Genomic DNA, 25,025 nt, shown 5'->3' on the forward strand with positions numbered 1-25,025 from the left:
AATGAACCACACCAGCACGTTTAAACGGTTAATGTCTTACCCATTATCTCAACCAAAGCCAATGATTAAAGGACTCGCCTTACTGTTTATTGCAGCGTTAGCCAGCGCCGGCGGCCCTTGGTTGATTCAATATTTCATTGATGAGCACATCGCTAAAGGTGACTATTCACAAAATGTTCTGATTTCGCTAGCAGTAGGTTATATCGCTCTTCAGATCGTATCGGCAACATTCCAGTATTTTCAGTCATTGCAATTTAGCATTGTCGCGGCTAACACGATCAAAGCGATTCGTAAGCAAGTATTTTCTGGCGTGATTAAGCAGCCGTTGTCTGCGTTTGATTACACTCCTGCTGGAAAATTGGTGTCGCGAATCACCAACGATACGGAATCTTTACAGCAATTTTATGAGCTTTTGATCGTGACCGTGGTGAAAAACGTGGTCATGATTGTCGTAATGCTTGGCGTTATGTTTTTCATGAGCTGGAAGCTCACACTCGTTGTGCTTGTATTGCTGCCGATCGTCATCGGCTTTATGTACTTGTTTAAGCAGCTAAGTACAGAAAGCTACCGAAAGATGCGTGACCTATTGACCGATATAAATGCGAATCTGAGTGAATCCATTCAAGGGATGAGTGTCATTCAATTAATGCAACAAGAAGAGCGTTTTAATAAACAGTTCAACGAGCTAACCGCAGAGCATCTGGTGGCATCTAAACGAGTGATTCGGCTAAACGGCTATCTGCTAAGACCATTAATGGACTTACTCGCTGGTCTTGCGTTGCTTTGCTTGGTTGCGATCTTTGGTTTTAATGGTATTGAGTTGATTGGTGTGGGGGTACTGTATGCATTTATCAGTTATCTTGCGCGAGTTACTGAACCACTAATTGAGATGACTCAGCAACTTGCTCTACTTCAGCAGGCGTTAGTATCAAGCGAACGTGTTTTTGAATTGATTGATGCGAAAGAACAAACTTACGGGGGCGATCATCAACCATTAAGGTCAGGTGCTATCGAACTTAAAGACCTCACATTTAGCTACGATGGTAAACAGGACGTCCTAAAAGACATTTCGTTGAAGGCCAACCACCAAGACTTTATCGCGCTTGTCGGGCATACAGGAAGCGGTAAAAGCACCTTAGCGTCACTGTTAATGGGCTTTTATCCAACTCAATGTGGTGAACTGCTCATAGATGGTCGTCCACTTAAAACATTAGGGAAAGACGTACTTCGCAAAGATGTGGCAATGGTTCAACAAGATCCACATATTCTCCCTGCTTCAGTCAGAGAAAACATCTCTCTCAGTCGGGCGGTTGATGACAATCAAATATGGGATGCGTTAGACAAGGTAGGTTTGGCAGAACAAATTCATCGTTACCCTAACGGGCTAGACACGCAGTTAGGTCAAGGCGAAACTAATTTATCTGCAGGTCAGAAACAGCTTTTGGCGTTAGCACGTGTGCTTGTGGTAAAACCTAAGATATTGATATTAGATGAAGCAACCGCAAATATTGACTCAGGAACAGAGGCTTTAATCCAAAAGAGCTTGGCGGTCCTCAGACAAGACATGACGCTCGTTGTTATTGCTCATCGGCTTTCAACTATCTTAGATGCAGACCAAATCATTGTTCTTCATCATGGGGAGTTAGTCGAGAAAGGCACACACAAAGCACTCTTAACGCAAAATGGTCGTTATGCTCAAATGTATCAGTTACAGCAAGCAAACCGACATCTACAACAGATTGAAGAAGACACCAAGCAACTCGAAGAAGCGGTGTGATTTTAAGCCCGTGCCTTCTTTTTATTTAGTCGGCATGGGCATAATTGGTGTAACTTCAAAATTTAACCTTGTTAGCTTCCAATTTCTTCATAATGTGAACTAATTTTCTATTTCTTACCTATTATTGACATAACCCCTCGCTATATCACGCAAGGTCGTTGTAAAATCGTACGGTACTTAAGTCTACTGCCTGTGGCATTGGGCTGAATTCCGCTTTCTAATTATGCACATTAATCTCATGACACAAGTCCATGGACAAAGATAAGTTTACTAACATCTATCGCTTGCCTGGTTCGATTCAAATTCGTATCGGTAAATGGCAAAAGACGTTCCGCGGCACCTCTGATTTAGTTTTACATCAGGCGCTAATGGAGCGTAATAAGCAATTTAAGAAGCCAGACTTTTTACCTAAAGGCTGGTGTGTCACTCCTATTGATGAAAACGACATTACCATTACGCATCACGGTAAATATATCCAAACCGTTATGCGCACAATGCTGGACAGAAAGGTCTCATACAAGCGACTGTTCCTATCTCGAATGAGTCTCGAAGAAGGTGAAAAAGTGCTCCACAATTACAAGCTGGAGTGGGTAAGAAAACATAACCAGATCGCCAAAAAGTACAATCAAATTAAAAAGAAACAATATATGAACTTTGCAAGAGAAGAAGAGGAAACCCTCTACCCTTCGATTCCAAAGGGTGAGTTTGACAAAACGTTATGGAACAAACTTGTCGTATCATCGTTTGGCCCGCAGAAAAAGTACAAAAACCCGCACTTTGTCCGTAAAGCCGATTTCTAAATAAACACCCCTAAAGTTAGGGGTGTTTATTTATACGTTAACTCACCAGTCGTAAGTTAAACTTGCAATAACATTTTGTCGGTCGCCATACCAACAAAAGCCATCACATGTCGCTATGTACTTTTTATCCGCGATGTTTTTAGCTGCGACTTGTAGCTTGTAATCGCCGATTCGATAACTGACCGTCGCATCCATTAAGAAATAACTTGGTACTTTTAGTCTCTCTTCATTGTCTCCGTATGACTCACCTGTATAGCGCGCGCCTAAGCCAACAGCAAAGCCATCAAGAGGTCCATCAAAGAAACGATAATGTGCCCAAGCTGATGATACGGTATTCGCCACTTGGGAAGGTGTTTTGCCAACCCATGCCTTATTGATGTCTTCTTTTATCTCTGCATCAACGTACGCAATGTTCCCGATCAATGTTAAGGATGGTGTCACATTAGCTACAGCTTCAAACTCAACGCCGTTATTTTCTATTTTTCCTATTTGCGTTAATTCACTCAAGTAGATACGAGCCAAGTTTTCTTTTGTTGCCCGATACGTTGCAACATTGAAATAACCATCAAATGAATCCGGTTGGTATTTCATACCGATTTCAAATTGATCACCGCTTTCAGGCTTCGCTGGCTTACCATTGCTGTCTTCTTGAATAATTGGATCAAAGTACTGAGAGTAACTAAAGTATGGCGTGAAGCCAGAATCAGAAATATAAGCCGTTCCCACGCTAAACGTCCACTCTCCATTATCGACTTTCGTGCGAGCACCCGTGGTAACATTATGTACTTCATTACTTGTATCGTCGTAACGTGCCCCCAATAACATCGCCCATTTATCGTTGATCAGCATATGATCTTGAAAGTAGACGCCGAGTTGCTGATTATCGATTTTCGTTCTTTGCTTATCGGTTTCGCTCAATGGTTGTAGCGTATTCGGATCGAGTAACATTATGTTATCCGAATAAGTAGGATTAAATACATTAAACCTAGGATCGGGCAAAGCTCCCATTGGTGTGTTTAATAATGCACTACCATTAGCAACGATAGGGTCATTGGCAAAATCTTTACCATCGATACTGATCATTTGAAAATCTATGCCCAACATCAAGTTATGCTCAACACTTCCCCCATTTACTTGGTGCATCAAACGATTATCGATATTAAAAGCATCAGATGACCCATCTTCTGTTGAAGCACCCCGAAGTATGGTTTTGCGTTCATTTGATGGGTCCAAAGCCGGCCCCAACGCAGGCACGTCAGCCGAGTAAACGTACGAATACATTTGTCTTAGCTTAACATCCATTTCGCTGTAACGAGCTGCTTGAACAAATGAAGTGGTATCATTAAATGCATGAGAAAACTCATAGCCTAAAGACACCTGCTCACGCTCAAACGTCTCCCAGTTAGGATTGCCTATCGCTAAACTATCACTGATCTTTCCATTTTTGTTTGGCGTTAACGTTCCTTCAACTGGCAAAAATTGCAGATAAGGATCTGAGTCGTCTTTTTGATAGCTCGTTAGAAAGGTAATTTCAGACGTCTCATTAAATTTGTACGTCATCGATGGAGAGAGAAGAATGCGCTCTGCTTCTACCCCACTAATTCTCGTCCCATTTTTTCTCGCTAACCCTTGAAAGCGGAAAGCTAGCTGCTCACTCACCTCAGAGTTTACGTCAAGAGAAAGTTGTTTACGGTCTTCAGAACCGTACTCCAAAGATACAAGTCCTGACCCCCCATCAAATTGAGGTCGCTTACTGACAAGATTGATAACCCCACCTGGAGGGTTTTGCCCATAAAGAACAGACGCTGCACCACGTAAAACTTCAACCCTCTCTAACGCAAACGGATCTATTTGCCAACTATAGAAGCCAGAAGAATATAAACGGGTACCATCTTGATACAACCCGCTGTTCGCTTGTTTAAAACCACGAATAATAAACCAATCTTGCTTGTTATCTTCGCCGAAATAATTAGTTTGAATGCTTGGTGTGTACTGTAGTGCGTCAGAAATGCTAATAGAGGCACGATCATCCATTTGCTCTCGCGTAACAACAGACACCGCTCTTGGAGTCTCATTGATAGCAATATCAGTTTTCGTCGCTGCCCGACTCTTCGCTCCGAGATAACTAAAATCTGGACCAACTGCACTGTCTTGCTGCTGTCCAATCACAACTATATTTTCATCTTCCTGAGCCAAGACATTTGGCGTTGATACAGCTAATACAACTGCCATCGACGTTGGTGTCAGCATAAACTGCCGAGTCATATTCTCTCCTTTTTGTCGGCAGCCAAACCAACCCTTCATGACTTCAGCGACCGCTGAAAGAAAAGCGAGTTACGGCATCGCCAGTTGTTTCCGTAAAAGACAAACCAGAGGTTTTGCATAAAGCACTCGCATAGGTTACGAATGCCACTACGAGTGCTTATTTGTATAAGTACTTTCTTGGTTGAGGCTTAGCTCATTTCTATAAGCGGCGTAAACCCCACATTAAATACAAACCGCCAATGAGAGACGCCATAAGCCCTGTTGGTATTTCTTGCGGGTAAAGGACCTGTCGTCCCAACCAATCAGCCAACAACATCACCCCTGCCCCCAGTATCGCGGCGCATAACATGTGTTGTGACGCTTTGTTAAAACCAAATAAGCGAGCTAAATGCGGAGCCAACAACCCAACAAAGCTAATCGGGCCAACAACCAATGTCGCACTGACCGTGAGACAAGCAACTAAAAGAAGCAGTATTGCGCGTGAACGATCAACTCGAATTCCAAGTGCTTTAGAGGAAGCGGCACCGACAGGAAGAATATCTAGCCATCTTACGCAGAGAAAACTCAACCCTATAAAGACAAGCGCAGATAAAGACAATGGGAGTAACGTTTCAACCGAGACATAGTAGGTAGACCCAGACAACCAAGCCAATGCTTGATAACTTCTTGGGTCACCAGTGGTTAGAATAAAGCTCTGTATTGCATTCATCAGTGCGGTTATTGCAATACCAGTCAACAAAATACGCTCCGGCTGAAAGCCTGACTTACGGTTTAGCAGCACAATGACTAATACCGTCGCTAATGCGCCTACGAGCCCGCCTAGAGAAAGAGTGAAAATTGACGAACCAAACCCAGTAAACATCGCGATGATCAATCCCATCGCTGTCCCTGAACTGATACCGATCACTTCAGGACTTGCCATTGGGTTTCCACTTAGGCGTTGAATCATGGTTCCAGCAATCGCTAACATTGCCCCCGCAATTGCTGCTGCAAATAATCTAGGTGCGCGCCATTCCAAAAAAATCCAATTTTGGCTAGCAAATAAATTTGTCCACCCTTCATTTTGCACAGCAACCGTGGCAAAAAGAACAACAGAAATTAACGTGCCGATCAACGCCAATGAGATCGCTTTAGGGTTTAGCTTGTAAACATGTTGACGGTGTCGAGTTAACACTGTTTGAGTATGGCTCTGCGTCTTTTGTGATAAACGAGGTAACAGCCATAACAGTAACGGAGCGCCCAATGCAGCCGTTGCTGCTCCCGTTGGTATAAAACTCGCCATTAGCCCTGGCAGTTGCTGAATAACCAAATCGGTTAAAGTCAATAACATGGCACCAATCAGCATTGATACCCAAAGCTTATGCTGGATTTTATTGATACCTATCAATCGAGTAATCGCTGGCGCCGCTAACCCGATGAAACCGATGATTCCTACGGCAGAAACCACCCAAGAAGTGATTAACACCGCAAGCCCAAGACAGACAAAACGCAACTTAGCTAACGAGACACCTAAACTCTTGGCACCTTGCTCGGAGAGTTCCAACAGACTTAACGGCTTTGCAATCACAAATGCAACGACCGTAGCAAGTGCGATTCGAGGTGCAAGATACGAGAAATCTCCCCATCCACTCTGAACAAGCGAACCGGCTCCCCATATCATTAACCCATTCAGCTTTTCGGTATTCATCATCAGAATAACCGTACTTAATGATGCAAAGTACAGGTTTATCACTAACCCAGAAACGACGACAACCGTTGGAGATAACGCTCGTCGCCATGACAACAGCATCACCAACCCCATCGATATCACACCGCCGATGAGAGCAACCAAATTAGGCGCGATATCCAACATCCAAGGTGCGAATAGCGTTGCTAACATCAAAGCAAAACTTGAACCGCTCGCCACACCAAGTGTCGTGGGTGAAGCGAGAGGGTTACGCAGCACTTGCTGCATCAATACCCCAGCAACCGCTAATCCAGCACCAGATATAATCGTGGTGAAGACTCGAGGCCACCAGCTAAAGTGAAGTAAAACAGAATCGATAGATTGAAAGTTAGGCTCCCATAAACTGCTTAGAGCTAACGAAAATGAGCTTACTTGGTACAATTGGAAAGCACCAATAGAAAAGGTAAATGCCGAAAGTAACACCACAAAGCTTAAAGGCATCGTTTTCATTGTGTTAACTCCTCGACCTTACTCGCCGTAACTAACTCTGCGAAACGGAGGGCTGAAGGCATAGAACCAAAACTCCAAACGGGCGCGACTTGCATGACCTTTTCACCAGATTGTTGAACAACATATTGCCAAAATGGGTCTTGAGAGAGCTGCTCCGCTCCACCATAAGGTAATGGCTCTACGATAACGATTTGAGCTTTTATGCCAGCTAACTTGTCGATGCCAACTAGGCTGAAGCCCCAGCTATTCGTCTTTTCATTCCATGCATTACTCAGCCCAATCTTTTCGATAGCCTGGGAGTAAAGACTATTTTGACCAAAAACACGTACGTGCTTTGTATCCATAAACTGAATCATTAGAAGTGGCGGCTGGCCTTTATTTATACGCTTTTTTAATAAAGACAAACGTTTTTCATATTGTTGGATAAGCGCCTCTGCTTCCGCCTCTCTTCCCAGCTCTTCACCAAACCTCCGAGTGAAACTGGTAAGTACCGACCAATCCGTAATCCCGCTTTCATATAAGTCAATGGTGGTAACCGGGGCGATATCAACTAAGCGATGCTTCATTGAGGAGAAGTACGGGGCAATAAAAATACGATCAGGTCTGAGCTCGTAAATGCGCTCTATATTGGGTTGAGTTCTTAACCCTACATCCTTCGTTTGAGGTGGTAACGGTGGCGATTTTACCCAAGCATCGTAATCTTGCCCTTGAGCAACGCCTACAGGTACGACCCCTAAAGCCAACATCGTTTCAGTTTGTGTCCAATCAACCGACATCACCCGAGGTGATGCGTCAGCTAGTGCTTGAAAAGAACTGACCAAAAGCGCACTAAGTGAGAGAGCGAAAGAGAAATGTTTAAGTCGAGTGTTTGTACTGCTCATTATTCCAACCTTTAGCTTGGCATCGCCACCGGATAACCCGCAGGGTGGTCAGAGATCATCATCTCTATCCCATATATGTCCCTCAACTTAGGTTCAGTAAACACCTGTTCAACATTGCCTTGTGCAATCAAATCACCTTGATGTAATGCAACGATGTAGTCGCAAAATCGTGCAGCCAAGTTGATATCGTGTAATACGATAATAACGCCCAAACCCAGTTCTTGACTGAGTTTAGAGATAAGCTTCAACATATCTACTTGATGGCTGATATCTAGCGCAGACAAAGGCTCATCAAGAAGCAAATACTCGGTTTTTTGGGCTAACAGCATAGCTAGCCACACACGTTGACGCTCTCCTCCAGATAACGTGTCCACTAAGCGATCTGCGTATTTTAGTGTGCCTGTCATCGCCATTGCTTCTTCAACAATGTCGTGATCTTTCTTACTCAAACGTCCAAGTAAACCATGCCATGGATAACGACCAAAACCGACTAAATCTCGACCTAAAATACTGTCGGTCACTGGAAGATGCTGAGGCAAGTAGGCAATGTGTTGGGCAAACTTTTTCGCTGAGAGATCGTTAATGCTCGTTCCATGCAGAACCACGTCACCAGCGGTGTATGGCTGTTGCTGTGCCAGCAACTTTAACAATGTGGATTTTCCTGAACCATTGTGTCCAACAAGAGCGTATGTTTTTCCGGGTTCAAATGTCACATCAAACGCTTTTAGCAATGACTTGCCTTCAATCTCAAACTGGAGTGCTTTAGCTTCCAACATCCCTACTTCACCTAATAGCCATTTACGAATAACAGTTATTCAAAGCTCTCATTCGTTGATCACGTTTGCCGTTCTTATTCAACAGAACGATTAATAAGGGAGGTTTTATATAACAACAAAGATACAAATGCAAACCGTTGTCATTATCATTACATCAACAAAATCATTGAGAGAATTGCTAAGTGTTAGTGATAATTTGCTCTGCTGAACTTCATTAGTAAATTATAGGCAGGTCAACGAGAGCAGCGGTCTCCCACTGCTCTCGCATAAATTTGAACGAATACTGCAGCGTATGAAGAAATGAAAAATGCCGCAGTGAATACATTAATGACGAGCGTCAGCGCCAAACTCTACTTCTTTATAGATATCGGCCAGCGACTTTTTACCTTGTTTGTCTTTGGCTGAACGCTTTTTCTTAGTTTGATAATGGTATTCTTGCTCCTGAAGTGCTTGTTCGTGCTCTTTTGCTGACTCAACAAACTCAGGATTTGCAAGTGCTTGTTGGCGTAAGCGGTTTACTCTTTCAAGGGTTTCCCACAACATACTTCACCTCCAAACTTATTACTGTATATAAAAACAGTATTGTTTAAATATTCCTCCTCGTCAACATTTCAACTTTGTTACTGCTCTTCACATTAACCCCAAGCCTGTATAGTGCTCGGGATATTTGTGGATGATTTGCTTTATATAACCTTGATGCTCTCGCAGAGCATCAACACATTCTCGAGATAACCATCCCTGATATACCCATTTTTCAAGTTCTAACAATGCGTATGGGATGGACCACGCTTGTCTGTACGGATGGTGCGTCGTCATAAAATCAAAGGCATTCGCGACAGCCGTAATTTGCGCGGCGATTGGTATATCATCACTGGTTAAACCATACGGATAACCAGTGCCATTTAAATTTTCGTACTGATAAATAATCATCTGCAAAAACAAAGTCACACTCGGGTGAACCGGATTTCCGATACGGGCAACTATGTCATCCGCTGAATCGATACAACGCTCAATATGTTGAATCAATATCGCCTCTTGTTCTTGAGAGTAATTTGTTCGGCGGCTAGCAATTTCAACTGGCAGCTGACTATCACCGAGCGCATGGAACTGAGCAAAAATACCAATATCTTCGACCATTTCGTCATTCAGGTGATAACGATCCGCTAACTGCGTTGCGATAATTTGACTGTAGTACTTCATGCGTTTGGTATGCGCGTAATACTCAGGTGAATAGCCTGGCATCATACATTGCATTCGGTTCGCTAGCGTTTCTATCGCATTGACTACTTGAGTCTCTGATTCAACCGCAAATCGAATCATTTCGAAATAAGGTTTAAGACCATTCAGCGCTTCTAAACTAAACGCATCACGTTGAGTGGAGTTCAAAAATACAAAACCAGTAAAAGCTTTATTGTCATAACAAGGAATAGCAGCCGACGACTGATATCCGTGTTTGAGTAAAATTTGAACCCGAGGACAGTGCTTAATATCATGAAGGTCTTCGACGATACGAGGAACCGCGTTTTTAGAGGCAATATTGAGGTGGTGGAGTTTACGGAATGCTGATTCGTGATGGGCTAAACACCAAGTGTCGAACTCACTTTCTGCAAATGACTTGAGCACATCTTGGTCTGGGTGATATTTTGCAAATGACACCCTATCAATACATGGCAAGTGCGCCTGCATCCTGCCTTTTAGCGTTTGCAGTTGCTCGTTAAGCGGTTTTGCAAACGGGTAAAAACTCCGGTGCGCCATGCTTCACCTCCACACCAAAGCAGAGAAACAAGAAAAGCTCATTGTGTTGCAAATTCAATGGTATTTTGAGCGGTTTTCTCCACTTAAATTATCGATATACCACAACTTAAGTGTACGAAATAAAAGCACATTTCTACCAATTTTTTCACCGGATATCTTACGGTAATTTGATCCAGATTAAAAAAGCCAACGAGCGAAACTCGTTGGCCTAACAATACTGATTGATTACGATGGATTCAGTAACTAGAAGTTATTCAAAGAACGTTCTAAACAACTAGCCTAGAGCAGGAAGCACACCCAGCGTAATTAACACCTGAGCGAATACGATGCCAGTGCCAGCGATGCCCGTTATCACTAACGCACCTTGACCACCTGCGACGCGGTACTCCCCAGTAAAATCATCCGATTTACGAACCTTGATCACCATAACCAAAGGCAAAAAGATGGCTAAAATCGCTAAGGCAATCGCTGCATAGCCCAAAGCCATAATAAAGCCTTGAGGATAGAAAAGTGCGAAGCCTAGCGGTGGAGTAAACGTCACTAGTGCCGCAATCAAACGATTAGGCTTATCGTTACTTCCTTTGATGGTATCACCCAAAAATTCGAATAGACCCAAACTCACGCCAAGGAACGATGTCAACAATGCCAAGTCAGCAAACACACCAACAATGCTACCCAAATTTGATTGGTGTACTGTCTGAGATAGTTGACCAATCAGTGCGCTCAACCCTCCGTTCTCAACAAGCGTACTTTGGCTAACCACACCCAACGTCACGATTTGCCAAAAGATATAAATAACGAGTGGAATCGTCGAACCAATAATAACGGCTTTGCGTAAAGAAGAAGTGTCACCGTCTAAGTAATTCACAATTGCAGGTATACTTCCGTGGAAACCAAACGAAGTAAAGATCACCGGAATCGCCGCTACAACAAGGCCTTGTTCGATTGGCATACTTAACAAGTAAGATTCCGTAACGTTTGGAGCAAGAAAAGAAAGCACCGCAACCATCGCAATGAGCTTCATCGCGAACAGAACTCGGTTTACTTTATCGACCGTACCGGTACCCACTGTCACAACTAAAGTCACAATCAAGGTAAAGATTATCGTTGATGTAGGCCCTGAAATATCGAGGTCAAACCATTGTGCAAGGCGGTCTCCGAACTGAGCACCACCGCCAGCGATATACGCTGCACATAATGAGTAGAAAAGAAACAACATCGCAAAACTTGCCACCCACTTGCCTTTTTGACCTAGGATCTGTTTCGCCAAAGTATGAAGTGTAGCACTACTCTCCGCATGTTGATGAAGCTCAAGCATAAGCAAGGCAGTGAAAGCCATCAGAGCCCATAAGCCTAGCATGATGATAATAGAAGTTGAAAAACCAATGCCGGCAGAGGCAAGTGGAAGCGCTAGCATACCAGCGCCTATTGTAGTGCCCGCAATAATTAGCGTACTACCGAATACTTTAGAACGACTCATTGTATATTAATCTTTACACTTTATTAGAAATTATCAGTATTAGATCGGGCAACGGCGGACCGAAACCAACACCATATTTGTATTTCCGTCGATATTGTAGGATCTTTAGCAGAAGATCAAGCAAAGTGTAAGGATAAAAAACCACACATGTAAACTACAATTTACACCTTACTGATATTTAACAATAACTGTGTGCATTCTTCCCTGTTCATGAACTTGGGAACAGGGTAATTCCAGTGCGCCTCTTTCAGAATTAAATCAACAAGCGCATCAGCATCTTCACGTTGAATGAGCGCACTGGTTTGCTCAATATCAATAGTTGAAAACAAGGACTCCAGATTCGCCAAAAAATGCTGAGCACTTGCGTTACCTAACTGCCCCTCGGCCGTCAACTCATCGAGCTTTCTTAGTTGAGGCTCAATCTCTGATAATGAAAAGCGCAGCACAGGCAACAAGGCTAATCCGTTTGCCATACCATGAGGTATTCCATATCTCGCACCGAATGTGTGAGCAAAGGCATGAACATAACCCAAACTCGCTTTGGTAAATGCTAAACCCGCGTAATAGGATGCCATAGCCATTTTATGACGAGCTTCGACATCATCCCCTTGCATCACAGCCCTAGGAAGATATTTAAAAATGAGTTTAATAGCGGCAACCGAATAAGCCATCGTTTCTTGAGTAGCGTTTTTCGATACATAGGCCTCAATAGCATGGGTTAATGCATCAACGCCAGTATCAGCCGTGATCTTAGGAGGTAAACCAATCATTAAATTCGCATCTAAAGCTGCCATTAGTGGCACCAACTTTGGATCCATTAAAGGGGTTTTAATGTGTGAGGAGGGATCTGACACGACCGCAGCGATAGTAACTTCACTTCCGGTTCCAGCCGTTGTTGGAATAGCAAAAAGCGGCGCTGGCATTCGCCATACCTTCAATAGTCCAGCTAATTTTTTTATTGGCCGTTTATTGGTAACTTTCGCAGCGATGACTTTTGCACAATCCATTGCAGAGCCGCCACCCAAAGCTAATATGCCCTCACAATGAAAACGATGATAAGCCTCTAGACCGCTCTCTACCTGATCATAGGTAGGATCGGGCTTAACTTGCGAGAAAACATCTAACTGTAAATCGAGTTGTGCTGCAGCCTCAAGCACCTTATCTACAATACCGACTTGGACTAACCCTTCGTCGGTAACTAACAAAACGCGTTTAAATCCCAGCTCGGTCATCGATTCTAATAGCTCATTCATCGAACCAGGGCCGGAAAACAAGGTTGGTCTCGGCATAGGAAGGATAAGGGCTGCTATTTTTAACCCAGCGGTGTAACTCCGATATAAACGATGCTTCAACATACGAAATCCTTTTCATTTAGAGCTATCATTCTAGCTACTTTTACTACCTATGCTTACTTTGCAATCACACATTTTCAATAAACTTATCTCACTAAAAGGGCTAGCATCGCTGGGAAACCGTACCATTTTATTATCTTCCCTCAACGACATGAGCTACAGAGAAAATGTTTTCAACGACGCTCTATTGTCATGTAGTTAACAAGCTGCTTTCCCTATTACTCTGTTAGTTACAGAGCAAGCCTCGAAGAAGTCTTCTTATTTTTTGCCTTCAAAAGCAACAATATGAATTCTGTTAATCAGACATCAATACCGTGTGTCTCTGGTTGAGCCCGAACACGATCTACAAAAATAAAAATAAGAATGCGTTACATCATGATTTATTGTCGTTTTCAAATAAGTCAACAAGAGCAACAATAATCTTTCAAAACTTATACTTAGTTCAAATATCTGACTCTTAACCATGAGCTTCAGGTGATATTATTATGCAACTAGGATTATTATCCCGCCCATAATCAAAACTATGTCTAAACGCCCACCTTTTTGGGGTCTATTCGCTGTCGTACCCAATTTTTCCTATCACCTTCTGATTTGGGTTTAGCGTGGGCTAATTAGCAATGTCGGTATAAACCATGAATCATTCTTGCCATTCCCATACGGACATGGGCTTTGAAGTCGATCTGAAACAAGCACTTATCTGGGTTGCTCGAGCACTCGACTATGTCGGTGTTGATGATACGCACCATAGCCATCGTGTCGCTTACATCGCTTACCAATGTGCTCGGGTCATGAACTGGGAACCAGAAAAAGCGGAGTTTTGCTACTTCGCAGGGATGATCCACGATTGTGGGGTCTCCGAAACACAAGAACATAAAATGTTACTTGAGGAGTTGGTGCCACAAGATGTAAAAACACATTGCTTAAGAGGATACCGAAGCCTCAAGCAGTGTCGTTTGTTACGTCAGTTTGCGACACCTGTTCTTTACCACCATACACATTGGAGTGAACTAAAATATCTTGATTTACCGCCTTTTGAAAAAGAGGTCGCTGCCCTACTCTATTTAGCCGATCGTCTCGATTTTATGCGTTCCAAATACGTCATGAACTGCCACTGTGACATTGTCACACTTCATGAAGAACTAATTGCAGAATGCATCATGGCAAACGCTGGAACTTTGTTTAATCCAGACATGGCTAAGGCAATGGTTAAGCTCGTTATGACCGACGCATTTTGGTTCGCGATGGAGTCTGAAAATATAGAAACCATCGGATTAAACTTTAAAAGCATTGATTGGCTTCAAAAACAGCTCACCATCCAAGATATGAATAGTTTGGGAATGTTTATCGCTCGAATTGTTGACGCAAAAAGCCCATTTACTTATCAACATTCGCAAAAAGTGGCGGAGTTATCTCGGTATCTAGCCATCAAGCTTGGGTTCTGTGAGCACGACCAAGAGATGTTATTTATTGCTGGGTTGGTGCATGATATCGGAAAGTTAAAAACACCAGATGAGATTCTTCATAAAGAAGGCTCTCTTAATAAACAAGAGTATACGCGTATTAAACGCCATACAATTGATACTCAGCTCGCATTACACAAAGTGTTTCCCAACGCTAAAATAGCGGAGTGGGCCTCTAATCATCACGAGCGTTTGGACGGTTCTGGCTATCCTTATCATAAAACAGGAGACGAACTCGATGTACCATCGCGTATTGTCGCGGTTGCCGATGTTTTTCAAGCTCTGTCTCAGGACCGTCCCTACCGAGGACGAATGGCTCAAGCACAAATCGCCGCGATTATGGGCGAGCAAGTCGCTAAACAAGAACTTTGTTCTGACGTCTATGCAGTGCTAGAGCGAAACATGACCGAGTGTTACGAGCTATCAACTAATGTTTAATCGATAAAGGGCGTATCTACGCCCTTTGCTGATTTTGTGCAGGTTGCAAACCAATCATTTTGCAATATCAAGTACATTGTCTCGCACACCATTGATTCTGAACCAACCTGCAATACTGAAACGCTCAGCATTGGTCGGTAAAACCTCATGCGGGAATTGCTCAGATAAGAATAAAAGTAAGCGTCCCGATTGAGGAGGGATGGTTGCTATCTTATTATCATTTAGATCGTAAACCACCAATTCACCTGCATCCTTTTCCGTCCAAGATTCGTTCATGTAAAAAACGGTTGTCAATCGACGGTTTTCATTGCCCTTAAAACAATCTAGATGCTTTTGGTAGAAATCCCCTTCCTCGTACTTGGCAAAGTGAGCTTCATACTCAAAAAGCCCCAGAAACAAGTGACGGTTCACTTCTTGGCGTATTTCTTCCATCTTATCTAAGTAAGAAGTAACCGCGTGCCCCATATTGGGCGATAACCATTGAATTTTGTCACTTCGAATTGACTCAATACGTGTCACATCGTCATTACGACCAATACGCGCTTTTTTCCAGTTACTTGGAATGCAGTCTCGTAATTGAGTCACTTCTTGTTCAGAAAGAAAATCATCCCAGATGTAGTAGCCATGGGTTGCTAACGCATCGATCATTTTATCCATTATTGTCGTTCACTCATATTAGTTGGGCGGTCTATATAAAAAATCTTCAACCCCACAACAAATGCGATTTTTTGTCGAAACGACAACAAAATAAAAAGAGAGTAAAAATAGGTGATGACGAATATAAAAATGCCGCTCATATGAGCGGCAATATCTTTTATTATTGACGAGCTTCTAATCTGGTTGGATGAACTCGCAACGGACTAAGACGTTTAATAGTCGGGCGTTGTTTGTTTTTTAACTGGATATGACAAAGTTCCAGAATTAAGCCGAATGCCATCGCAAAATACACATAACCTTTGTTGATATGAATTTCGAAGCCTTCTGCCATCAATAAACCACCTAACAAAACGAGGAATAACAAAGCAAGTGTCTTAAAACCAGGGTAACACGACACCAGGTTATTGATTTTTTCGGCTGTCATGACCATCACGATAGCAGAAGAAACAATCGCTGCGACCATAAGTGGGACATCACTTGTCAAACCAACGGCGGTTATCACCGAGTCCATCGAGAATACAGCATCCACGGCAACAATCTGCAACAGAACTACCGCTAAACCAGTACGGGCGTGAGTTGAGTGAGCCGACTCGTTGTGATTTAACCAACTCCACAACTCTTTCAGGCTTTTAGCCAAGAGGAATGCACCACCCGCAATCATGATAACGTCTCTTCCGGTAAACGCTTGGTTCGCCAAAGAAAATAGCGGTTGAGTCAATTGCATGATCCAAGAGATTGAAAACACTAAACCAATACGAGCAATAACAGCAAGACCAATACCAAGGTTTCTTGCCAGCTTACGTTGGTGCAGCGGCAGTCTTTCACATAAGACAGAGATAAAAACGACGTTATCAACGCCTAAGACAACTTCAAGCGCAAACAAAGTGGCGAAAATAGCCCAAGCTTCTGGTTGCATAAAAAGTTCTAGCATGAGTATGTCTCCAATAATAAGAAGACATATGGTGAAGGATTTTGTCGACTAAAGGGGTCGTCCATTAATTATTTATACCTTTGTTACTGAGGGATCATGAGTAAATCACCAAACAATCAACAAAACAATATCTATTTTAATTAACAAGGAACAAGTTTAATTCGTGTACAAATCAATCAACTCCTCCAAATTGATTAAAATTACATAGAAGCTTTAGAATTGAATAAATGAAAGCATTAAAGTCCAACAAAACTAAGATAAATTTCTAGACTTATAAGCACCATCAACCCTTATGCAACCCATTAAATGCATTGAGCTCAAAGAGAAACAGGCGTGTTTCCGAGATAAACAATAGTAAAAATTTGTTTCATGCTGATATACTGCCAAAAATCATAAGAAACCATGCTATTTATGGACTACATTGCTCTTTCGCGTATAAGCCTTAAACATCTAACTGTTTTACATATGTTGTTAACCACTCACAGCGTCACACTTGCGGCAGAACGCTTGTGTGTAACACCATCGAGCGTCAGTAAAACGCTCGGACAGTTGCGCGAAACGCTAAAGGATGACCTTTTTTATCGTGATGGCACTCGCTTAGTGCCGACAGCATTTGCGCTGCATATAGGCCCATCAATCCATGGCATACTCTCCAGTATGAATGGGTTATTACATCAAGGCTCTTTTAATCCGGCTTACTATCAAGGTAGTTTTTCATTAGCAATGCGTGAAAGTTCGTTTGAGCTCTTTGCGCCAGTTCTACAGCACTTGTCCCAACAACTGAGCAATCACGCGCACTTGAATGTCCATGCGAAAGAGGAAATGAGCTTCGATGCATTAGCAAGAGGTCAAGTGGATTTTTTGTTGCTTCCTCACGATCTCAGCCAACCACCCACACAAAATAAAGACTTGGTCTGGAAAACCATTTTGAAAGACGAAATGGTTTGCTTAATGAGAGCATCGAACCCACTCGCTGAGCAACCCCTATCTGTTGAAAGTTACCTTTGTGCAAGACACATCGGTATTCATGATAAAGATCTGTCACAACCTTATTTTGAGCAAAATCTCACCCAAAGGCATTCAAAGCGAAACTTGGCCATGCGTGTAGCCGACTTTGGTTCAGCTGCGGTGATGTGTCAGCACTCGGATTACTTGTTCACATGCTCCAAGCTTTGGGCAAGAGCGGCAATGCAAGCAAAAGGTTTGGTTGAACAAGCTCTTCCATTCGATTACGGACAGGTAGCCTACAGCCTCGTTTGGAACAAAGCGAGCTTAAACGATCCCGCTTTAAAATGGTTACAGCAACAATTACTCGACGCCTGCGCCATGTTAGATGCCTGTGATGCGTAAGCATAGATAAACAACGGTACTACGTGAGTACTGTCGGCACGGTGATAGGGTTACTCACGTAGCATCGAAGCTCTGATTTTAAGCGTTCGATATCATGATGAGAGCACGTATCCCAAGTTAACGCCTCCCCCACTACTCCGTGATGCTGAAAGGCATTTAAACGGATAAGCACCGATTCAGGAAGAGTACTCAAGTAACGTCCAATTGCTACGATTTCTATATCTAAATCACTTTTTTGGGGAATATGCAGTAAGCGGACCTCGTACAATTTTTCGTGTTCAACTAGGTATTGAAGGGTTTTAAATACACGATGATTATCACGCCCAGTTAGCCACTGATGCGTCTCCGTCTGCCACGCTTTCAAATCGATCATTGCGCCATCCAGAAAAGGTAGAATACGCTGCCAACCAGCAACCGCTAAAGAACCGTTACTGTCGATGAAACAAGAGAGGTGCCGTAATTCAGGATCTTGTTTTATCCCTTTAAACAGCTCAATAATGAAAGGAAGTTGTAAGGTAGATTCCCCACCGGATACTGTAACACCACTGATGAAAAAGCGATGCTTGCGTATCAAATCGAGCATTGTTACTACAGAGTAGTCAGTAATTTTTGGATTAGATTGGTTCTGACATATCTCTATACAATGATCGCAGTGGGTGCACTCCTCTTTAAGCCAAACAACGTTGTTGTTTTCGTCGAACTTCAATGCGCCTGCTGAACATTCACTCACACACTCACCACAATGATTACAATGGTTTATCGTGTGAGGATTGTGGCAGTTCAAACACTGATAGTTACAACCCTGTAGAAAGATGACTAGACGATTTCCTGGCCCATCAACACAAGAGAAAGGAAGGATACGAGTGACTTTTGCCAAAAGGCTTCCACTTCGTCTAGACATCTTGTTCTTTCCTAAACCGAACTTATGCCTGCGTGTAAGTCGGTGTTACTTCATGACTCACCACACGTGGCGAGCGTTCTAAAATTTTGGTATTTTTTGCTGCTTCTGCACCTAGAAACGTCGTGTTGGTTCTCGAACCTTCTTCATCATATTTCGCAACATCTGAAAGTTTGATCATGTAGCCTGTCACGCGAATTAAGTCATTTGAAGTGACATTCGCGGTAAACTCACGATAACCAGCATTTAGTGCCCCTTTACATAAATTGAACATCGCTTCTGGGTTAGATTTCACCGTTTCATCAATCGTCAAAATATCGCTGATACCCGCACGATAATACTGATGATGCTTCGTCGTTGCTTGTACATAAGTGACAGGGTCTGGCTCAGCACCATAAGGCAGACGTACACCTGGCGTAACATCATGATCTAAGCTAATGCCGCCTTGTGCATGTAAGAGCGCTTTGCCATCTAAACCATATTTCACCGGGGTTGAGTCCACCAGTTTAGCCAGTGTTGCTGAAACATCATGAGCAAAAGTATTTGCTCGATCATTTTTTCCGTATCGCCCTATTTGCCCTTCTTTTTCAAATAGAAGGTTTACCGCTTCGGCCATGCCGTACACGCCATACATTGGCGCGAAATAGGACTCTTTTATCAACCCTTCTTGCGTCAAAAAGCCTTGAAAGAAGTTCGATTTTTCATGCAAGTGCGTGCTTCTTGCGTTTATGAGCTCGACCATTAATCGATGGTAAGAAGGCAACGCACTGTTTAAGAAGTCGTTACAGTCTGATGCTCGTTTTGCAACTTCTTTTAAATTCATTCGCACCAATGTGTTCGAGCCACCTGCTAATGGAAGCGAGTTGTAGCAACTTACAATACCAAAGCGTGAGCCGTTGTAGGCTTTCGCGTGCATTGGGTAATTGGCAATATGCGGTTTACTGCATTCACAAATATTCTGTGTCGCTTGACGAAGTAAATCATCAGGTGTAACTGTCTCGTCGTACATAAAGGTGAGATTCGGTGCGATCTGCTTGAGCTCCGCATCTACTTTTAAAACAGTGCGACAAATAATGTTGTCTGTCGGTCCGACATTCACATGCATAAACGCATCTGGCAATGTGCGATCCAGCATGACCCAAAAATGTTTTAACTTTTTGTAAATCTGGCTCTCTGTTAGGTCGCCTATGTAAGGCAACAAGACATCATCTAACTGACCTAAGTAAACCGGAATGTTCGTTACCGAAGGAACATGATGGTAAATGATGGTCAGCATGTTCAACGCATCATCGAAATCATCAGCCGGAGACAACTCTAGATAGTCTGAGCCTTGCGATAGAAATTTAGCGTAATCAGGCAACACGTAGCGAGGTTTAAACGGTGCATGACCTTCAAACATATCGCAGATGATGCCTTCATCCATTGCTTGTCTCAGTGATGGAGATACGGTCATATAAGGAATGTACGATTCCGCCTCTAACGCTAAAAAACTCGACTTCTGTTTTGGAGAAAGACGGACGTCGGTCGCGATATCTAGAAAACGTTGTTGTAGTTTAGAAAGGCTTGTCATCTAAGATATTCCTACAAAGTAACCACAAGCCCACAAGACAAAATACGAGCTCTACCCCTAAAGAGTAACGTGATTTTACTCCTGCTTGACTGTTGCCACTAATGAAAATAAACAAAACGTCTATTTCCATTCTGGAAATAAGACAAAGCTAAATTAGCGCATTCCAACTTACTATATGGGAAAACCTAACTGCGTACCGAAATCTGTCTTATTTATCGGTTTGCCGTCGACAACATCACGCCTGCACCAATAAATACTCCACCAGTCAAACGATTGAACAACTTGGCCCTTCCAGCGACAAACAACCAATCGGAGGCTTTTACCCCTAACAATGCATAAAATGTTAGCCAGCTAAGCTCAAAAACCACAAATGTAGACGCGAAAATCGCGTATTGAGCCAGTAGCGGTGCGGAAGGTTCAATGAATTGAGGAAACAAAGCGGTGAAAAAGACTATCGCTTTGGGGTTACTAGCGCCAACAATGAAACCACTAGTGAACGCGCTGAACGCTGTCGCGGAACTTTGAGTCGTTGCCGTTTTATTAAAATCTGTCTGAGATGAGCGCAACGCTTGAATACCTAACCAGATTAAATAAGCGGCGCCACACCATTTGATAATATTAAAAACTAACTCAGATGAAGCAATGACAACTCCCAGCCCGGTAAATGAGAGCGTAAGGACGATCGTAATCGCAGATAAACTGCCAAGCGCAGTCATGAAAGCAATACGAAACCCACTACTCACTCCTTTACTTAAACACAACAGTGAGCTTGGTCCTGGTGAAGCTGTGAGCACGAGAATGGCAAGAGTGTAAAAAATCCATGTATCTATTTGCATTGGCATCCCTTCCAGCAAAATGAGGTTTATAGCCCATTGTGTATAGAACTATTTTATCGCCCGGTTTCTATCCATGAAGCCGAGGTCTTAATAACCATCTTGCATCTAAATAACTTAGAAAAAATTAATAGATAGTTATGCAAATAAAATACGATCTACATGCAAGGATGTAAAGCCTGTTGTATAAGCTTATCTATTTCTCTTAATCATAAAAAGGCTTAGGATCGATCTCTAACGATGAAGGCGCTATCGCTCTTTCAATTTTGTACGCACTCGTTTTTAAGTCCACCATCGTGACATCAGTGTATCGTTTATACTTGCGGGAGTAGAAACATTTCACTTCTGGCTTTAATGCTTGAGATTCATTTGAAGACCAAACAATACCAACACGCCCATCGTTCAACTCGACAATAGAGCCTACGGGGTACATCCCAATGCAATTAATGAATTTGTAAACTAAGTCGGCGTCTAAATGAAATGGCGTTAGACTCAACAAGATTTTAAACGCTTCGGCAGAACTCATGCCTTTTTTGTAACAGCGATCAGCCGTTAGCGCATCGTAGATATCTACAATACAGCTCATACGGCCGTGAATTGGAATCTCCTCCCCCTTCAAGCCTCTAGGATAACCATTGCCATCTAACTTCTCGTGGTGCATCAAACAAACATCACGGCTTACGTCACTAAGTCCTTTTACGTGAAGGATAATCTCACCTGCGAACACTTGATGTAGCTTCATATGTTCAAATTCTTCAGGCGTTAGCTTCGCTGGCTTGTGCAAGATCTTATCATCGACTTTAATTTTACCTACATCATGAATAATGCCACCTACAGCAAGCTGTTTTAGCGTTGGCTTATCCAAGCCCAAGTACTTACCGAATGACACTAAAAGACAAGCGACATTGACGGAGTGTTCCAATAAGTAAGAGTCTTTTTTTCGGAGTGCAGAGACACACTGCAACGCATCTGAGTCAATCAAAACACTTTCAATGACATCGTCAGCCCAAGCTTCTACTTCATCAACTTCAATGATTTTTCCTTCAAAAGTTTGATTCAATAGTTTCTGCGCCAAATCTTTTGCTTCGGCGATCAGCTTTTTGGCTCGCTTGTGTTGGATGTCTCTCGAACGATAAGTTCGTTGACCCCTCTTAAAATCTGAGTGTTTCTGCTCTCTCGTCTCTTTAGTGGCATCAGTTGATTCATCTACAGGCTTGAAGACACACTGCTGCGAAGATAATGTTTGATCTACCCAAACATACTTTACGCCACTTGTAGCAAGCTTCTTAATGCCTTCAGGGCTAGATATCCGCCCTGCATTGGCTAAATTGACGCGCTTGTTGTGCTCTATCGCGGTAACAAACATACCAACGCCGATATCAGCGAGCGCAATTTTGATTGAATTTTTCGGATCGTACTGCATATAAAGAAGGCTTACTCGATATTAACGTCCGCATTATAAGAGATTTGATTACTTGGCGTGATAATAAATTTGAATTGATTACAATTAATGAGCATCCTGTCAATTAATAATCGGTCGCGCTCATTAAGTCCTTTTTGTTATTATGGTTTTATCCAAGATAACATATATACAAATGACGTTAGAAAACAGCACATTGATACCGACACAACTGAAAATAACTTTAGGATAATTATTCATAAATATTTATAGATTGCGGACGGCATCAATAACTGTATTTTATAAATGATTTTTACTGTTGACTATTTTTTATAAATGTCGATGATTAGCCGCCTAATCTTAGTATGTTATTAACCTAGTAGCGCATAAAATGATAGCCAAACAATTTGAACTGACACTTTTGTGATTGTAATGTACGCCAGCAGATCAACTCTATGTTATCAACCCCAACACTCATCTCTGATGCTAAAAGGCTCGAGGAGGAAATATCTTGACCACCATATTTGACCAACAAGTCTCAGATAGTGACCGAGAGTTCCTAAAAATCGTCGAAGAACGATTCATTCATATCTTCGATGTATTTAACGAAGGCCTCTTTTACATGGATGAGTTTGGCACCATGGTATTTTATAACAAGGGCTTTTATGAGCAGCTTGGTATCAACGCTGGTCGAATCAGCTTAGAGCAATGGTTAGACCTTGTTCACCCTCTCGATCGAGAAAGACTCTCCACTCGGGTCGATGCTCACATCATTACCAACAACACGAGGGTCACAACGACCTACCGCGTGCGTAAACCCAATGGACAGTACGTCTGGATTGAAGGCGTAGCCATGACCAAAGAAACAGAACATGGTCATTATATGGTTGGTAGCCACCGTGATATTTCTGAACGCAAGCTGATGGAAAGCTACATTCATCAAGTCGCATTTCATGACAATGCGTCAGGTATGGCTAATCGCGCCCATCTCTTGCTGGATATTGAAGATAGTGTGCGAGCCACTGATTCTTGTGCATCTATCTGTTACATTCAGATAGAAGAGATTAAATCTTACTTAAATCAATATGGCAGCGAGTTGGTCGATGGGTTAGTGGAAAAATTGCTACAAACTCTCAGTCACCTACCTTCTCCAAATAGTTCTGTATATCGCGTACATGATGATGACTTTGCGATTTTGATTCACGATGAATGCTCGGTAGAAACGCTGCAAAGTTACGCCGAAAGTTTAAAGGAAACCTACCACGAGGCAGTGATTGAAGAGGGCCAATACTTAGGAAGTAACATTAGTATTGGTTTGTATCCTTGCATAGATCCAAGTCACTCAGCAGAGGAAATATTGCGTAAAGCAGCACGAACTTGTCAGTACGCAAGCGAGCAGAATAAAGACCGTGTTGCGGTTTACAGTGAGAAAACTCAGCATGCCGTAGACCGTTATTTCTTTATTGAACAAGGTCTAAAAAGTGCACTAGAAAAACAGACATTAAGCGTTAAGTTTCAGCCAATTATTGACGCAAAAAGCTCAAAAGTAGTGAGCTTCGAATCTCTGGTTCGCTGGCGTAGCAAAGAGTTTGGCGAAATTTATCCAGACGAATTCATCCCCGTCGCAGAGAACAAAGGTTTGATTGTCGAGCTCGGATATCAAGTCTTTGCCAAAGCGTGTGAATTTATCAAAAACTACCGTGAGCGTTACCAAAACCAAGTTCGTGTAAACGTGAATGTTTCTGTACTTCAGTTAATGAATAGTGAATTCCCTGCGCGAATTAAAGCCATGGCGGATGAGGTTGGTGTCGATCCTGAGTCTATTGTGTTGGAACTAACAGAAACGTTTATTTTGGATAATAATCAGACAGCCATTGCCCCTCTGAATACCCTCAGGGAACTAGGATTTGCACTCTCTCTGGATGACTTTGGATCTGGTTACAGTTCATTAAATAGCTTCTTCGACCTCCCGATGACACAAATCAAAATTGATAGGTCGATGGCGTGGAAAACACTAACCAACCGCTCTTCACAAGAATATCTGAAGTTTCTTATCACTATGTGCCAGGAAAATAATATTGAAGTAGTGATTGAGGGAATTGAAGACGCCAAAATGTGTGAATTTTTTACCGAAATGGGCGTCGATTATCTGCAAGGTTATTGGTTCTCTAAGCCACTTTCTGTTGCCAGTGCAAGCCGCTATTCGTTGAGTTAAGCATACTAGAGC

At 42.6% G+C, this 25,025-nt stretch carries 19 protein-coding genes; 5 read left to right on the top strand and 14 right to left on the bottom strand.

Annotated elements, in window-relative coordinates:
* Position 1 precedes the first annotated feature (1 nt).
* Both IQP38_RS05445 and IQP38_RS05450 read left to right on the top strand, forming a co-directional pair.
* The gene (locus tag IQP38_RS05445; protein ID WP_193837392.1) at positions 2-1,777 is read left to right on the top strand and encodes an ABC transporter transmembrane domain-containing protein; all 1,776 of its coding nucleotides are present in this window, start codon (positions 2-4) and stop codon (positions 1,775-1,777) included.
* 251 nt (positions 1,778-2,028) lie between these two features.
* A complete protein-coding gene (locus IQP38_RS05450; RefSeq protein WP_017634028.1) occupies positions 2,029-2,577 on the top strand; it encodes a hypothetical protein in 549 nt (182 codons plus the stop codon).
* Positions 2,578-2,619: 42 nt separating this feature from the next.
* Here the strand turns inward: IQP38_RS05450 and IQP38_RS05455 are convergent, their stop codons facing one another.
* The 8 genes from IQP38_RS05455 to IQP38_RS05490 all read right to left on the bottom strand — a co-directional run bounded on the left by IQP38_RS05455 (position 2,620) and on the right by IQP38_RS05490 (position 13,265).
* Entirely contained in the window at positions 2,620-4,842 is a 2,223-nt protein-coding gene (locus tag IQP38_RS05455; RefSeq protein ID WP_193837393.1) for a TonB-dependent siderophore receptor, read from the bottom strand.
* Between the two features lie 199 nt (positions 4,843-5,041).
* A complete protein-coding gene (gene fhuB, locus IQP38_RS05460; protein ID WP_193837394.1) occupies positions 5,042-7,018 on the bottom strand; it encodes a Fe(3+)-hydroxamate ABC transporter permease FhuB in 1,977 nt (658 codons plus the stop codon).
* Positions 7,015-7,899, bottom strand: a complete 885-nt coding sequence (locus IQP38_RS05465; RefSeq protein WP_193837395.1) for an iron-siderophore ABC transporter substrate-binding protein — start codon at positions 7,897-7,899, stop codon at positions 7,015-7,017. Before IQP38_RS05465 ends, fhuB begins: the two co-directional genes overlap by 4 nt.
* 11 nt (positions 7,900-7,910) lie before the next feature.
* A complete protein-coding gene (locus tag IQP38_RS05470; protein ID WP_005377721.1) occupies positions 7,911-8,675 on the bottom strand; it encodes an ABC transporter ATP-binding protein in 765 nt (254 codons plus the stop codon).
* 324 nt (positions 8,676-8,999) lie between these two features.
* Positions 9,000-9,218, bottom strand: a complete 219-nt coding sequence (locus IQP38_RS05475) for a hypothetical protein (protein ID WP_005377723.1) — start codon at positions 9,216-9,218, stop codon at positions 9,000-9,002.
* An 87-nt stretch (positions 9,219-9,305) separates the two neighbouring features.
* Positions 9,306-10,430, bottom strand: a complete 1,125-nt coding sequence (locus IQP38_RS05480) for an HD-GYP domain-containing protein (protein ID WP_193837396.1) — start codon at positions 10,428-10,430, stop codon at positions 9,306-9,308.
* Positions 10,431-10,704: 274 nt separating this feature from the next.
* Positions 10,705-11,910 (bottom strand): aromatic amino acid transport family protein, encoded by a 1,206-nt coding sequence (locus tag IQP38_RS05485; protein ID WP_033905238.1) that lies wholly within the window; start codon positions 11,908-11,910, stop codon positions 10,705-10,707.
* Positions 11,911-12,071: 161 nt separating this feature from the next.
* Positions 12,072-13,265 carry an iron-containing alcohol dehydrogenase gene (locus tag IQP38_RS05490; RefSeq protein WP_170890611.1) on the bottom strand — a complete coding sequence of 398 codons (1,194 nt, stop codon included), beginning with the start codon at positions 13,263-13,265 and terminating at the stop codon, positions 12,072-12,074.
* 629 nt (positions 13,266-13,894) lie between these two features.
* Between IQP38_RS05490 and IQP38_RS05495 the strand changes: the two genes are divergently transcribed.
* Positions 13,895-15,160: an HD domain-containing phosphohydrolase gene (locus IQP38_RS05495; protein ID WP_025766702.1), complete on the top strand. Its 1,266-nt coding sequence runs from the start codon at positions 13,895-13,897 to the stop codon at positions 15,158-15,160.
* A gap of 54 nt (positions 15,161-15,214) precedes the next feature.
* Here the strand turns inward: IQP38_RS05495 and IQP38_RS05500 are convergent, their stop codons facing one another.
* Positions 15,215-15,817 (bottom strand): 2OG-Fe(II) oxygenase, encoded by a 603-nt coding sequence (locus IQP38_RS05500; protein ID WP_062730627.1) that lies wholly within the window; start codon positions 15,815-15,817, stop codon positions 15,215-15,217.
* Between the two features lie 160 nt (positions 15,818-15,977).
* On the bottom strand, positions 15,978-16,748 hold the full coding sequence (locus tag IQP38_RS05505; RefSeq protein WP_005377734.1) for a TerC family protein: 771 nt from the start codon (positions 16,746-16,748) through the stop codon (positions 15,978-15,980).
* 411 nt (positions 16,749-17,159) lie between these two features.
* Between IQP38_RS05505 and IQP38_RS05510 the strand changes: the two genes are divergently transcribed.
* Positions 17,160-18,098 (top strand): LysR family transcriptional regulator, encoded by a 939-nt coding sequence (locus tag IQP38_RS05510; RefSeq protein WP_005377737.1) that lies wholly within the window; start codon positions 17,160-17,162, stop codon positions 18,096-18,098.
* A gap of 19 nt (positions 18,099-18,117) precedes the next feature.
* Here the strand turns inward: IQP38_RS05510 and IQP38_RS05515 are convergent, their stop codons facing one another.
* From IQP38_RS05515 to IQP38_RS05530, 4 genes are all read right to left on the bottom strand, one after another.
* Positions 18,118-18,999, bottom strand: coding sequence for a YjjW family glycine radical enzyme activase (locus IQP38_RS05515; RefSeq protein WP_193837397.1), 882 nt, complete (start codon positions 18,997-18,999; stop codon positions 18,118-18,120).
* Between the two features lie 22 nt (positions 19,000-19,021).
* Positions 19,022-20,566: a YjjI family glycine radical enzyme gene (locus IQP38_RS05520; RefSeq protein WP_193837398.1), complete on the bottom strand. Its 1,545-nt coding sequence runs from the start codon at positions 20,564-20,566 to the stop codon at positions 19,022-19,024.
* Positions 20,567-20,778: 212 nt separating this feature from the next.
* Positions 20,779-21,402: a LysE family translocator gene (locus IQP38_RS05525; protein ID WP_193837399.1), complete on the bottom strand. Its 624-nt coding sequence runs from the start codon at positions 21,400-21,402 to the stop codon at positions 20,779-20,781.
* 202 nt (positions 21,403-21,604) lie between these two features.
* Entirely contained in the window at positions 21,605-22,822 is a 1,218-nt protein-coding gene (locus IQP38_RS05530; protein WP_193837400.1) for an HD-GYP domain-containing protein, read from the bottom strand.
* A 487-nt stretch (positions 22,823-23,309) separates the two neighbouring features.
* Between IQP38_RS05530 and IQP38_RS05535 the strand changes: the two genes are divergently transcribed.
* The gene (locus IQP38_RS05535; RefSeq protein ID WP_005377743.1) at positions 23,310-25,013 is read left to right on the top strand and encodes a putative bifunctional diguanylate cyclase/phosphodiesterase; all 1,704 of its coding nucleotides are present in this window, start codon (positions 23,310-23,312) and stop codon (positions 25,011-25,013) included.
* Positions 25,014-25,025 lie beyond the last annotated feature (12 nt).

Source organism: Vibrio sp. OPT41 (genome assembly GCF_015163595.1).
Lineage (GTDB): Bacteria > Pseudomonadota > Gammaproteobacteria > Enterobacterales > Vibrionaceae > Vibrio > Vibrio alginolyticus.